The sequence below is a fragment of the Agarivorans gilvus genome (genome assembly GCF_001420915.1).
Classification (GTDB): domain Bacteria; phylum Pseudomonadota; class Gammaproteobacteria; order Enterobacterales; family Celerinatantimonadaceae; genus Agarivorans; species Agarivorans gilvus.
Genome location: NZ_CP013021.1, coordinates 3076971 through 3089424, shown reverse-complemented (window position 1 = coordinate 3089424; position 12454 = coordinate 3076971). Strand labels below are relative to the sequence as shown.

Here is a 12454-nt window from a genome sequence, read left to right as displayed (position 1 = left end):
GTTAAGTCGACTACTTAGCTTGCTGCTTCGCCTCACGTTCGACTAGATAATCAGCATATTATTGCTGATCAAAGGCCTTGTCGTATTGGGCACTGTGTCCGAATTAACACTGTCTAACTCAAAGTTGGGATAATAGCGCTCGGGAATATGGGCAAAGGACTCGCGGTACTTCTCATCGACTTACATGGTGAAACGCGAAATTAAACTGACGTTAACCCCATAGTCACCCACTGGTAAAGGTATGGTTAAGGGCTCAAGCTGCGGCGGAACAAAGTTCGCCAATAAAGCGTAATTCTGCTCAGCCATCTTATGGCTATCAATCACCAAAGGCGTTTGAATTGGGGTTACATTGTAATTACGTTTAAGCACCAAATACTTTTGCGGGATCCGAGCACTAGAATCCCACCATAATCCATCCACCGCTTCGAAGGCTAAGGCAATTTGTTCTTTAGTGACTGCACCAAGGTAACGTAAGGCTTGATCCAACCACAAGGTCATATGGCGATTAAAATCATCACTATTCAATGAAACTAAAACCTTCTGGGTAACTATGTAAGCCATCGAAATCGCCCTTACTTAAGGCCACACCATTAGCCCGAGCGATGGCATACACCATGCTGATATGAAACAAAAAATTAGGAAAAATATAGACATTAATGAAGTCTGACTGGCACAGCTCTAGCTGCTTAAAGCCCACTTTATCGCTTAACATCACGCTATCATCAAACTGAGAAACCGGCTTGGCCTTAGCCAGATATTGCAAACTATCATCAATCTGCTGAAGTACTGCGGCTCGCGTCTGCTCAGGGCGAATAAATGACACCGGCTCACAGCCGATTAAGGGGCAATAACCACGTAAACTAAAGTTAGTGGCAATTTTGGCGTGGGTGGCCAAAGGAAACATATCTGGCGCTAAACTGCTGTCGAATAGCGGCTCGGGCACTTTCAACAGTATGACTCTCAGCTGCTGTAAGTAATGACTAAATCGCTGTTGTAAATCCATCATTTAGGGGAAATTCCTTTTTTATAACAAGAGACAAGTCAAAACCGCCCCAACTAGGGCGGTTTTCTAAACTATTTAGCTTAGTGAGTGGCGAGTTCCAGCTCGCAGCTACTCCACTGGGCATATTGATAACCCGCATTTGACTGCTCAACCAAGTCGGCACAAAGCGGCTGCTGCGCATCTTTCAACTCGTTTAGGTCAATTCGCACGTCATTGTAAGTATCGTGGTTACGGAACTTGAAACTGGCTTGTTCAAAGTTGTACACATAACTCACCCAAGTTGCATAAGTATCACCGTTATCAGGGTCAATAATGTCTTGTGGTACTAACACGGCTCGGTCAAATAAGCCTAACACCTTACCTTCGGTTTGTGCCCAGCTAGCCTCACTGTTATCTAACTTGGCATTATTTGATAAAAACAATAAGCGTGCATTACGTTCTTTTGAAGAAATATGAGCGCTCATTTTAGTCAAGGTCTCTGGTTTATCCATTTCCAAACCCGCTACGTACTCTCGGTGATATTGCTGTAGAGGAGCATTCACCATCGAACGAAGATCGTCTTGGTTGTGATAAAGTTTTTGCTCACCACCCTCATCTAATTGAATCAACAAGGTGTTATTGTCTTTATCTTGCACCGAGAAATGCACCCCGTGTTCACCGCCAGCTAAGCCGCCAGCCCAAGCGATTTGAAATTCACCTTGCTCTAGAGCCTGTTTCACTTCGGCTACATTGGCATAATTACCGGTAATGTAAGACGTCAGTTGAGCCAAGGCCACCGCAGGAGCGCCAGAGTCCTGGTGTTGCTTAAGGAAGGGCTGAGAGTCTTCCATATACTGACCATTGGCACTCATGCCAGTATCGAGATTAATTGCGCTTACCGCCGCGCCGTGAAAACTTTCATATTCTTCAATATTCATTACTTGGTAGCGACTAGTCCACTTAGCTGATTGAGCATACTGAGTAAACTCAGGACTAGTTAATTGGCTGCCTTTAGGAACAAGGTGAGCAATGCCGCCTAAGGGAGTGCCCCAATCCACACTACGAGTCACCGTTACGCCGTGGCTGGTATCTGTTACCCAAGTGGTACAAGCATTAGCAGTTGCCATAACTGCGCCGCTTAAAACAGTGCTAAGAGCTAAAGTAAGTAAAGTCTTTTTCATGGTACACCTCAAATCGTTGATTAGTTGACGAGAGCCATTATCAAGCAATAACGATTTAAGGTATTTTTATTACTACAAAGCATTACTTTAAGGTTAAACTACTCAGCTTCAGTAAGTTGCTCAACTAACCACTGCCCAGCCGCGCCTAAACCATTCACCCAGCTCAGCTCGATAGCCCAGTTCATGCCATTATCATCGAAATCTAAATCTAACTCGCAGAGTAGGCCTTCGTCAGCCAATGGCTGGAGTAATTGAGCCGGGAAAAAGGCGAAACCCATACCTGCTAGTAGCAGTTCGCGCAGCTGATAAAAACGACTGTAATGAACCAAATGGCTACTTAAGCGCAATCCTTCAATCAGCTCGGCTGGACTATTTAGCCCCGGCAGAGGGAATAGTTGAGTATGTTGCAACAGATCCGCTTCGCTTAATTGTCCTCGTATTCGGCTCAAGGGATGACTGGGCGCGACCACAATTTTCCATTGAATACGGTCAATAATCATTGAGTTACCACCATGGTCATTACGCAAACGCCCCAAGGCTATACTAATATCCGCTTGCTCTACCCCCGTTGATTGGCCAAGCGAGTTTGGTCACTGCTCAATACCGTATTCTCGGCGTCCAATAACACAAGGTCGAGACTAGGAAACTGCTGTTTAAGCTCCACCAGTAACTGATTAAAACGAGGAAACATCACCATGCCATGCAAGGCAATGCGCAGTTGTGGCTCTTGGCCTTGACTGACCGCCTGCGCGTATTTTTCAATACCTTGCAGCTTAGGTAATAGGTCCAGCGCTTGTAAATAAATTTGCTGACCTAGCCTAGTTAACTGTGGTTTTTTACCGGCATGACGTTCAAACAAACTCGCTTCAAGGTCAAATTCAAAGGCTTGAATAGCCTGCTGAACGGCAGCACCACTCACCCCCAGCATACGCCCTGCCGCCGAAAATGAGCCACTTTGAGCCACCGCCCATAGATATTGGAGTCGTTCCGTTGTAATGATCATAGTCTGTCCTTAATACGCACGGCTACTAATGTTGAAGCTTACCAAGCTTTACACCCTGGTTCCGTCCTCGGTGTTAAAACTTGTATCACATAACCGGAGGCTAAAACCAAAAAACGGACCGACAAGGTCCGTTTTGTTCTCTTAATGAGCCGCTTAATTAGGTTTAAAGCTGAACTTTTGCCCGCCAATACTGGCTTCGTACATCAGTCCACCTTTGGCCACAGTAAACACCGCGTAACCACTCACATAATTAGCTTTGGCTTGAGACTTTCCAGCGGCCGCCCCCGTCCCCGTGGAACCTGCTTGAGCAGAAGCACCAGCAGTAATCGCCACGGCACTGGCTTGCGCGCCAAATTCAAAACTACCACTAGTAAACTCATTGTAAGCGCGTTTATCTTGTAAAAACACAATTTGGCTAAAGGCTTGCCCACCTAATTGAAAACCAAGGGTAAGCTGGGCCATGTTAACCGAACCGGTCACACTGCCACCACGATACACCTTACCTTCGCCATAGGCGCCACCAATACCAATGCCCCCCTTACCAATGGTGGGAAACACAGCGTAAGCATAAGCGTTAGAAAAAAACGGTTGGGTTTCTGGCGCTTGTCTAAATGTATTAATGGTTGACTGGTAGTCATCCGCTACCGCTTGAAAACTTAAAGCCACCATAGTCAGCAATAATAGCAATATGCGTTTCATAAATTTTACCTACCTTCAAATAGCTACTTTGAGCATACACTATAGTGCCAACTCGCGGTATTTTCCGCCTCATTGACGAAATCAGCCAAAGTTAGTTATTTGGTTCATACACCCGATAACGAGTTTGCGTGTAATAGGCTTGTCCGGGTTCCAACCAACAGCTTTTATGGGGCCAGTCTGGGCGGTTGGGAGAGTCAGGTAAATACTGAGTCTCTAAGGCCAACCCAGAATGCGCTTGATAGCTATCGCCACTGCGTGCCGGTGTGCCAGTAAGGAAATTTCCAGTATACAACTGAATAGCTGGTTTATCGGTATACACTTCCATGGCTAATGATTGGTCATCGGCCACGATGCGCGCCACCGCCTCACCACGTTCAACCACCGCTGGCTGCAGTAAGAAGCTATGGTCGTAACCGCCAACCAGTTTTTGATCGTCGTCTTTACCTAAGTCTTTTGCGATAGTTTTTGCCTGTCTGAAATCAAAACCAGTATTCTCTACCGACTTCAAGCCTGCTTGAGGAATGCCTTCACTATCAACAGGGAGATAATAGTCTCCAGCAATGTACAGTTGGTGTTGTTTGATCGTGGAATCTGCCGCTGCATTTAAATTAAAGTAGCTATGGTCAGTTAAATTTACCGGGCAGGTTTTATCTACACTGGCAGAGTAATCAATAATCAACTGATTATCGTCGTCTAAGGTATAGTCCACTCGAGCCTGCATATTGCCGGGGTAGCCGCAAGTGCCGTCAGCCGAAAACAGAGTAAAACTTACCTTGTTATTGGCCAACTGTTCACCCTGCCACTCTCGATGGCTGAAATCATCGGCTCCATGCAATTGGTGCACACCTTGGTTGGCTGTTAACGATAACGCATTCCCTAGGTGACTAATCGTGGCTTGTTTAATCCGATTTGCGTAACGCCCCACAGTTGCGCCTAAGTAGGCTTCTTGTTTTTGATAGTCTTCAATGCTATCGCAACCCAATACTACTTCGCGGCGCTCACCGCTGACTAATTGTACTTTAAAGCTAGCTAAGGTAGCCCCCCAAGCTAATAGAGTCGCTTCACTACCTCGATTGTTTTTGAGGGTAAACGTTTCCACTTTTTGTGTTGGCTGTGTGAGTGGCATTAAAATACTCCTTGGTAATAAAAAAAGATGAAGACTTGCAGGCAAAAGCCCCAGCAAACCCGCAAATATGCCGATAGTATCTGAGCTTCAGAGCAGGTTCATGATGCTACACACAATTCAACTTAACAGTGAAAAATCATAATGGGCCTATCAACAAAAAGCAGAACTGAATCACAGTTAATTTGACGATGGTGATGACGTTTTCATCTATCCCACGGGGATTGTTAGCTCGACTTCAAACAGTAAAGCACGTTTAGTAAATTAGTCTTGGCTAAAACTTCGCTGTCGCTCGGGGATAACCCATAAGCTATCGTCGTTGACCGGCGTTTCAGCTGGCAAATTCACATTATAAAGTTTTAATACTCGTCGCTGCTCCAGCTGGGCTAACAGCTCATGGTAGCGGTAGCGTTTGAATAAGGCATCAAAGCTACCATCCTCAATGGCTAAACGTAGCCCCTTTTCTAAGCGAGCAGCTAAGTGATAGTTATCGCGCCTAACAAAGAAGTAAATGGGTGCGGTATAACTCAATAGTAAGTGAGGCTCTACCATCAAGTCTAATTCTGGATGTTGCCGTAATTCCTGCTCTGTTTCATTCAAACCTCGAGGCATATAGTCGAAGCGACCGCGATGTAACATGCCAAACAAGCCCTCATACAAGGTACCTTCAATTACTGGTAACTGATTGGCCTTAAGAATATCCACATCCGGCCAACCCATTCCCTGACCAGCTAACATTTCCCCCAATTGACTCAAAGTTTTAATATCTTTAAAGCGCGCCGCATCATGCTTACGAATCAACAATACCCGCTGGCCGAGCAAACCTTTTAGCAACGGAATACGAACCGCTAAGGCCTGCCGTTCTCGCTCCGTGTTGGTCATGGTCCACACAAGGTTAATACAACGCTGCTTTTGCATTTGTTGCAGGGCTCGACGCTGCGGCATACGCTGCTCGCATTCTTGGATACTGTAAGGGCCATCTGTAGCAACGGTTTTATCTAAAGTTAAGCGAAGCAGATCTAAGAAGTAATGACTACGCGGATCATTTTGGCTTTCAGCTTGAGCATGCTTAATCACCAACACTGAAGCATTGACTTGGCCCAAACCAAACAATAACAACATGGCCAGCGAGAACTTACTCCAAAATATAGTATTCATATTCATAGGCGCATTGTACAAAGCCAATGCAAAAGAAACTGACGCATAGGCAGCAATTACCCCCCATTTACTCAGAAAATTTACCTGAACATTAAGCGCATGCCCTAGCTATAGCTAAGCGTATATAAATGAATTGGACAAGTTCGCAAACAAGTATTCGGAGCAACGAAAAAAGCCTGCTCAAATGAGCAGGCTTTTGAAAGTGATCGGTGATGAGTCAAGATTAAAAGGCGAACTCCGATTTCTTAACTATCAAGTACAAAAAAGCCCCGTCATTAATGACGGGGCTTTCTAAATGTGGTCGGTGATGAGAGATTCGAACTCCCGACCCTCTGGTCCCAAACCAGATGCGCTACCAAGCTGCGCTAATCACCGATTTTTCTTGATATTGTAGAGCTTAAACCCTCTGGTCCCACTCTCTATGAGCTTCGCGACGATGCGCTACCATGAAACGTCATCACCGATGTCTTGCTATTTTAAATCTTTCGATGCTGCGCTATCAAGTGCTGCAGCATCTAATTAATACCAGACAGAGTCTAATATTTAAAATAATGGGGTGAGTAATGGGATTTGAACCCACGACAACCGGAATCACAATCCGGGGCTCTACCAACTGAGCTATACCCACCACTGAGTATTTCGAGCATTTCCGAAGCTATGGCGCACCCGACAGGAGTCGAACCTGTGACCTTCGCCTCCGGAGGGCGACGCTCTATCCAGCTGAGCTACGGGTGCTCAATGCTGGCGGAGGCGTATATTAGGGTTTTAGCTCAGCCCTGTCCAGACATTTTATAAAAAAACTGATGATTGTAGAATTTTCCAACAACGCCATCAAAGCGCCGCTTAGGCTGAGTAAAACTCGGCGTATTTTTTCAGTTCAATCTTGGGAGAAATACCCTGAAAATAGTTGAGCTTACAGCAGCATTCCCTGCAGCTAGAGCAATCTGGTGAATAACTAACAAGTGCTAATAAGAAATAGCAATATTGTAGATTGCCTCTGCTTTAAAAATGCCTATGATGGAACGGACGCAAATTTTTGCACTATTTTTTAATCACTTCGCTTAAGTAACGGCAAGCCATGCTCAGTCAAAACATTAGTCGCCAATTTTGGCGCTTTTCCATTCCTTCAGTAATGGCGATGATCGTGAGTGGCATCTACCTAATTGTGGATGGGATTTTTATTGGCCAAGTTCTTGGCGCCGACGGCTTAGCCGCAATCAACCTAGCTTGGCCGATCATGTTTTTAGTCACCGGCATCGGCCTAATGATTGGTGTTGGAGGCGGAGCATTAATTTCCATTGCCAGCGGCCAAAAGCGCCCTGAAAAAGCCCACAACCTATTTAGTCACGCGCTACTCTTGATGCTCGTGTTGGCTGCATTAATCAGCCTAAGCCTCTACTACTTACAAGCCGCGCCAATTCGCTGGCAGGGAGCCTCTGGTCATATCCAAGTCATGGCCGAGCATTATTTAACAATCATGGGACACGGTTCCTTGTTAGTGATAGTCAGCTGCGCCTTACCTATCTTAGTGCGTAACGACAATGCCCTAACGTTGCCACCGGCTTAATGGTGCTTGGCGCACTAGCCAATATTGCTCTAGATTATCTGTTTATTGTGCAATGGAATTGGGACTTAAAAGGCGCGGCCTACGCTACCTTGGCCGCACAGGCTTTAGTCTTTACGCTGGCCTTGGCTTACTTTGGTTCAGCTCGTAGTCAGCTTAAGTTAGTTAACCGTGAATTTAGGTTTACTCCACGCTACTTTTATCGCATCGCTAACCTTGGCCTAAGCAGCTTTTTCACGACCCTCTACACCGCTTTTATTACGGTGATTCATAACTACTTATTCTTAAAGTTTGGCAGTGTAACGGAAACCGGTGCCTATGCCATCGTGCTATACATCAGCGTGGTTTATTACTTTATTGCAGAAGGCTTTGCCAATGGCATGCAGCCGCTAATTTCCTACAACTATGGTGCTAAACGTTATGACAATGTTCTAAAGGTTCTGCGGCTAGGCTTTAGCATTATTATTGGCAGCGGTATCGTCTGCGTGGTGTTGCTAAATAGCTTTAGCGAGCTGAGCGTTGCGGTGTTTAATAACAACGACCCAGCCTTGCTGGACGCTACCGTATTGGGGATCCGTTTACACCTCTGGGCGATGCCTTTAGATGGTCTTATCTTCACCGGCGCGGTGGTTTTTCAGTCACTAAACCAAGCTTCTCGAGCCAACGTGATCTCGGTAGGCAATATGCTCATTCAATTGCCCTTTATGCTACTACTACCACTGATGTGGGGGATCAGCGGCATCTGGTTAGTGATGCCGGTATCAACAGTTGTTTTAAGTGTTTTGGTGGGCTACTGGCTAATCAAGTTACGCCAGCAGCTCCGTTCCAACTAGCCTAACGCTGTTAAAGCTAGGGCAAGGCTCTACCACGAGAGCTCACGTACAACTGATACCATTGCTCACGACTTAAGCTTAGCTTGCAGGCATCGGCGCAGGCGCGGATCCTATCGATATTAACGCTACCAATAACTGGCTGGATCCCCGCAGGATGGCGCAACAAGAAGGCGAGCACCACCGCTTCTGGCGAGCTGTTTAACTGCTCGGCATATTGGCGAACCAAGTTGGAGGTAGCGCGCTGAGCCTCAGTTGCCTGACCCAAATCCGCACCACTAAATAAGCCCTTGGCCAAACTTCCCCAAGCCTGCACTTGCAGCTTATTCATGGCACAGTATTCAAGCGTACCGGCAGTAAAACTATGGCCTTTCACTTGCTCATCGTTTACCGCAATATTGTGATCTAGCCAATCTAACTTAGCCAAGCTCATCTCTAACTGATTGGCCACCAACGGCATGCCCAGCGCTGATTGCAAGTAAGCACATTGCGCCCCACTCATATTGGACACCCCAAAGTGCTGTACCTTGCCACTATTTTTAAGCGACATTAACACTTCAGCGACTTCGTCCATTTCAGCTAAAGGGTCGGGGCGGTGCAATAATAATACGTCTAGGCTATCGGTTTGTAGGCGACGCAATGAGCCTTCTACGCTTTCACGAATGTAATCAGCCGACCAATCATAACGGCCACACCATTGTTCATCGGCAAAACGGATGGCACATTTGCTTTGCAAAATAATTTGTTGGCGTAATTCAGGGCGCTCGGCCAATACTCGGCCAAATACTTGTTCAGCCTTGCCAAGGGTGTAGATGTCGGCGTGGTCAAAATAGTTAATGCCTATCTCTAACGCAGCATCAACCACCGCGTGGGCTTGGGCCAAATGATGAGATTCTAGCTCGCTAGCGTCCCATGAACCACCGAGGCCCATGCAACCATAAACTAAACGGCTTGCTTGTGGAAAAAAATGATTAATTGGCGATTCAGCCATAACTTAGCACCCTAAATGAAACAACAATGGCGCAAGTATAGCGGGAAACCAGAACTAGCTCGTAGCCTAGCAGCAGAGAAAAGCCGCACTATGGTACGAATGAGAGGAAGAAGTAGAACCTACTGTTGTTTAGCGAAGCAAATCACCATCAAACAACAACAGGTCCTTGTGTTAACTAGAGTAAATCTCTAATTCGGTAGTAGGTCATTGCCAAGACCAAGGCCGGAGTACGGAATAGACGTCCTCCTGGGAATGGCATATGCGGGATCTTCTCAAAGATATCAAAGCGCTCCGAGGTCGCACTAATAGATTCGGCCATCATACGCCCAGCCAAACCAGTAGCGGCAATACCATGGCCCGAGAAGCCTTGTGCAAAATACACGTTAGGCGCAATCCGCCCAAAATGCGGCGCGCGATTAATGGTAATACCTACATTACCGCCCCAAGCAAACTCCACTTGTTCATCGGCTAACTGCGGGAATACCCAATCCATACGCTGTTTCATGGTCGCGGCAAGGTTTCTCGGTTCAATACCCGAGTAACTCACTCGACCACCAAAGAGCATGCGATGATCGGCAGAGCAGCGGTAATAATCCAGTACAAAGTTAATGTCACACACCGCCATGTTATTACCAATCAACTCACGAGCGCGCTCTTCGCCCAGAGGTTTAGTGGCACAAATGTAGGTGCCCACAGGCATCACTTTACTTTCAAGTTTGCTATTTAAGCCTTGCATGTAGGCGTTACAGGCCAATACCACATGCGAACAAGTCACCTTGCCTTGCGCGGTTTCTAGGGTCACTTTATTACCGTGAGTCAACTTGGTGACTTTACTTTCTTCGTAAATCTCCACGCCGGCCAACTCGGCGGCTTTAACCAAGCCGAGGGTGTAATTTAGCGGGTGTAGGTGGCCACTATTTGGGTCGAACATACCACCAAGATAACGAGGACTGTGAAGTTGGCTGCTGAGTTTATCGCGATCCCAGTATTCCAAATGCTCATAGCCATAATCATCGCGTAACTGTCGGTGCCAGAAGTTCAGCTCTTTTACCTGCCGCTCCTTCACCGCCACATGCATTTGGCCATCTTGCCAATCACAATCAATATTGTGTTTTTTGATGTTTTCTTTGGTAACGGCTAAAGACTCTACCGACAGATCCCACATGATTTTGGCATCTTCTTTACCCATTAGCTTTTCCAGGGTGGACTGCTCTGCCGCCCAGCCAAAAATAGCCTGACCGCCACTGCGTCCCGACGCCCCCCAACCAACGCGCTCGGCCTCTAGCAGAATCACCTTATAGCCTTTTTCAGCTAATTCTAAGGCGGTGGTAGCTCCGGTAATCCCCGCACCAACCACACAAACATCTGCTTGCTGCTCTCCTTGCAACTGCGGATAGTCTAACTTTAAGTTAGCACTGGCCGCGTAATATGAATTTGCGTGTTGCTCTTTCATACACTCCCCTTTAGTTGTGAAATAAAATCTGTGTTTGTCTGCAACCGAAAAAACAGCCCCCGCAGAGACTGTTTATGACCGAGTTTGGCTGCTATACCATTTGCTGATACCACTGTTGCTCTAAAGGTGTGACCTGCGCCTCAAAGCGCTGCAGCTCATTCAGTTTATTGGCGTAATAAACATGGCTAAAGTCATCCCCCAATAGCGACCACAGGGTAGATTGAGAGAACGTCTCCAAGGCTTGTTCCCAAGAACTAGGTAAGGCTGGAGCAGGCACCTTACTGGCATCACCGGCGATCGGTGGTGGGCAAACTAATTGCTGGCTAATGCCATACTCAATGCCAGCAAATAAGGCCGCCATGACAATATATGGGTTACAGTCTGCACCCGATACGCGGTGCTCAATACGTCGATTGGCTTTACTGCCCGACGGAATACGTAGCGCTACGGTGCGGTTATCCCAGCCCCAGTTGGCTTGCAGCGGCACAAACATATCAGGCTGAAAACGACGATAAGAATTGGCATTAGGCGCCAGCAAGGCTATCGCCTGTGGCATGGTGTCTAACAAGCCAGCTAAGGCGAACTCAAGTAACTGCTGGTCATTAGAGAAACGGTTTTTGCCGTGCTGATCCAGCATACTAATGTGCACATGACAGCCATTGCCAGAATGCTCGGCATAGGGCTTAGCCATAAAGGTCGCCACATAACCATGCTGTTTGGCCACCGCCTTAATGGCACGTTTTAACAATATCGCTTGGTCACAGGCCAACAGCGGATCCGTTTGATGCTGCAAGGTGACTTCAAATTGGCCCGGTGCATATTCTGCAATAACGTTATCGCTGGGAATATTCTGGGTATGGCAATATTCTTGAATATCTCGAATAAACTCGGCAAATTCGTCTAGCTCATCTAATGAATAGACCTGCGTTTGCTGCATGCGTTGTTGTGATTTGGGTAATAAGGGCGCTTTAGGTTCGCGGTTTTCGCTACGCGCATCTAATAGGTAAAATTCCCACTCAATAGCCACACAGGGGAATAAACCTTGTTGGTGTAAACCCGCTAGCTTTTTGCTCAGCAATTGCCGAGGATCTGCAAAAAATGGCTCGCCATTCACTTCATGCATAGTCACTAAGGCTTGTCCGGCATTCTTCTTCCACGGAATCAAACTCAAGCTGTGAGGCAATATGTGGCAAATCCTATCGCCATCGCCCTGCTCAAAGCCAAGCCCAGTTTCTTCTACGGTCTCGCCGCAAATATCTAAAGCAAATACCGATGCTGGTAAACACATGCCTTCTTTAACTATCTTGGTGAGGGACGCAGCTTCAATACGTTTGCCCCTAATCACCCCATTCATATCAGAAAGCATCAAATCCACACTCTCTAGCTGCGGATGAAGCGCTAGAAAATCTTCGACTTGTTGCAGTAAACTGACTGGCTCAATTTGAGGCTGGTGTTTCAACATAATTAACA

Annotated in this window: 13 protein-coding genes and 3 tRNA genes; 2 read left to right on the top strand and 14 right to left on the bottom strand. The window is 46.7% G+C overall.

The features are described from left to right. Nucleotides 1-180: 180 nt before the first annotated feature. The 11 genes from AR383_RS14500 to AR383_RS14455 all read right to left on the bottom strand — a co-directional run bounded on the left by AR383_RS14500 (nt 181) and on the right by AR383_RS14455 (nt 6881). Nucleotides 181-525, bottom strand: a complete 345-nt coding sequence (locus tag AR383_RS14500) for a DUF4056 domain-containing protein (RefSeq protein WP_055733777.1) — start codon at nt 523-525, stop codon at nt 181-183. Continuing rightward, entirely contained in the window at nt 518-1006 is a 489-nt protein-coding gene (locus AR383_RS14495) for a DUF1993 family protein (RefSeq protein WP_055733776.1), read from the bottom strand. The genes AR383_RS14500 and AR383_RS14495 overlap by 8 nt, the downstream gene beginning before the upstream one ends. Nucleotides 1007-1083: 77 nt before the next feature. Further along, nucleotides 1084-2163: a linear amide C-N hydrolase gene (locus AR383_RS14490; RefSeq protein WP_055733775.1), complete on the bottom strand. Its 1080-nt coding sequence runs from the start codon at nt 2161-2163 to the stop codon at nt 1084-1086. Between the two features lie 98 nt (nt 2164-2261). Then, the gene (locus AR383_RS21790; RefSeq protein WP_257720947.1) at nt 2262-2711 is read right to left on the bottom strand and encodes a substrate-binding domain-containing protein; all 450 of its coding nucleotides are present in this window, start codon (nt 2709-2711) and stop codon (nt 2262-2264) included. 11 nt (nt 2712-2722) lie between these two features. Then, the gene (locus tag AR383_RS21785; protein WP_198150155.1) at nt 2723-3166 is read right to left on the bottom strand and encodes a LysR family transcriptional regulator; all 444 of its coding nucleotides are present in this window, start codon (nt 3164-3166) and stop codon (nt 2723-2725) included. A gap of 153 nt (nt 3167-3319) precedes the next feature. Further along, the gene (locus AR383_RS14480) at nt 3320-3865 is read right to left on the bottom strand and encodes a YSC84-related protein (protein WP_055733774.1); all 546 of its coding nucleotides are present in this window, start codon (nt 3863-3865) and stop codon (nt 3320-3322) included. A 91-nt stretch (nt 3866-3956) separates the two neighbouring features. Then, nucleotides 3957-4991 carry a galactose-1-epimerase gene (gene galM / locus AR383_RS14475; protein ID WP_055733773.1) on the bottom strand — a complete coding sequence of 345 codons (1035 nt, stop codon included), beginning with the start codon at nt 4989-4991 and terminating at the stop codon, nt 3957-3959. Nucleotides 4992-5252: 261 nt separating this feature from the next. Beyond that, entirely contained in the window at nt 5253-6146 is an 894-nt protein-coding gene (locus AR383_RS14470) for a substrate-binding periplasmic protein (RefSeq protein WP_083481628.1), read from the bottom strand. Nucleotides 6147-6444: 298 nt separating this feature from the next. Beyond that, nucleotides 6445-6521, bottom strand: a tRNA-Pro gene (locus AR383_RS14465). 177 nt (nt 6522-6698) lie between these two features. Further along, a tRNA-His gene (locus tag AR383_RS14460) sits at nt 6699-6774 on the bottom strand. 30 nt (nt 6775-6804) lie between these two features. After that, nucleotides 6805-6881 (bottom strand) — tRNA-Arg (locus tag AR383_RS14455). Between the two features lie 343 nt (nt 6882-7224). Here AR383_RS14455 and AR383_RS21340 point away from each other — a divergent pair. Further along, nucleotides 7225-7713 (top strand): MATE family efflux transporter, encoded by a 489-nt coding sequence (locus AR383_RS21340; RefSeq protein ID WP_083481627.1) that lies wholly within the window; start codon nt 7225-7227, stop codon nt 7711-7713. Continuing rightward, nucleotides 7713-8543, top strand: coding sequence for an MATE family efflux transporter (locus AR383_RS21335; protein ID WP_083481626.1), 831 nt, complete (start codon nt 7713-7715; stop codon nt 8541-8543). The genes AR383_RS21340 and AR383_RS21335 overlap by 1 nt, the downstream gene beginning before the upstream one ends. 16 nt (nt 8544-8559) lie before the next feature. Here the strand turns inward: AR383_RS21335 and AR383_RS14445 are convergent, their stop codons facing one another. The 3 genes from AR383_RS14445 to AR383_RS14435 all read right to left on the bottom strand — a co-directional run bounded on the left by AR383_RS14445 (nt 8560) and on the right by AR383_RS14435 (nt 12446). Then, entirely contained in the window at nt 8560-9531 is a 972-nt protein-coding gene (locus AR383_RS14445) for an aldo/keto reductase (RefSeq protein ID WP_055733771.1), read from the bottom strand. A 175-nt stretch (nt 9532-9706) separates the two neighbouring features. Continuing rightward, entirely contained in the window at nt 9707-10984 is a 1278-nt protein-coding gene (locus AR383_RS14440) for an NAD(P)/FAD-dependent oxidoreductase (RefSeq protein WP_055733770.1), read from the bottom strand. 91 nt (nt 10985-11075) lie between these two features. Beyond that, nucleotides 11076-12446 carry a glutamine synthetase family protein gene (locus tag AR383_RS14435; RefSeq protein ID WP_055733769.1) on the bottom strand — a complete coding sequence of 457 codons (1371 nt, stop codon included), beginning with the start codon at nt 12444-12446 and terminating at the stop codon, nt 11076-11078. Nucleotides 12447-12454 lie beyond the last annotated feature (8 nt).

Excerpts from the sequence above, each read along its gene's own strand:
- AR383_RS14495 (WP_055733776.1), bottom strand. The coding sequence starts at position 1,006 with ATGATGGATTTACAACAGCGATTTAGTCATTACTTACAGCAGCTGAGA.
- AR383_RS14490 (WP_055733775.1), bottom strand. The coding sequence starts at position 2,163 with ATGAAAAAGACTTTACTTACTTTAGCTCTTAGCACTGTTTTAAGCGGC.
- AR383_RS21785 (WP_198150155.1), bottom strand. The coding sequence starts at position 3,166 with ATGATCATTACAACGGAACGACTCCAATATCTATGGGCGGTGGCTCAA.
- AR383_RS14480 (WP_055733774.1), bottom strand. The coding sequence starts at position 3,865 with ATGAAACGCATATTGCTATTATTGCTGACTATGGTGGCTTTAAGTTTT.
- galM (WP_055733773.1), bottom strand. The coding sequence starts at position 4,991 with ATGCCACTCACACAGCCAACACAAAAAGTGGAAACGTTTACCCTCAAA.
- AR383_RS14470 (WP_083481628.1), bottom strand. The coding sequence starts at position 6,146 with ATGAATACTATATTTTGGAGTAAGTTCTCGCTGGCCATGTTGTTATTG.
- AR383_RS21340 (WP_083481627.1), top strand. The coding sequence starts at position 7,225 with ATGCTCAGTCAAAACATTAGTCGCCAATTTTGGCGCTTTTCCATTCCT.
- AR383_RS21335 (WP_083481626.1), top strand. The coding sequence starts at position 7,713 with ATGGTGCTTGGCGCACTAGCCAATATTGCTCTAGATTATCTGTTTATT.
- AR383_RS14445 (WP_055733771.1), bottom strand. The coding sequence starts at position 9,531 with ATGGCTGAATCGCCAATTAATCATTTTTTTCCACAAGCAAGCCGTTTA.
- AR383_RS14440 (WP_055733770.1), bottom strand. The coding sequence starts at position 10,984 with ATGAAAGAGCAACACGCAAATTCATATTACGCGGCCAGTGCTAACTTA.
- AR383_RS14435 (WP_055733769.1), bottom strand. The coding sequence starts at position 12,446 with ATGTTGAAACACCAGCCTCAAATTGAGCCAGTCAGTTTACTGCAACAA.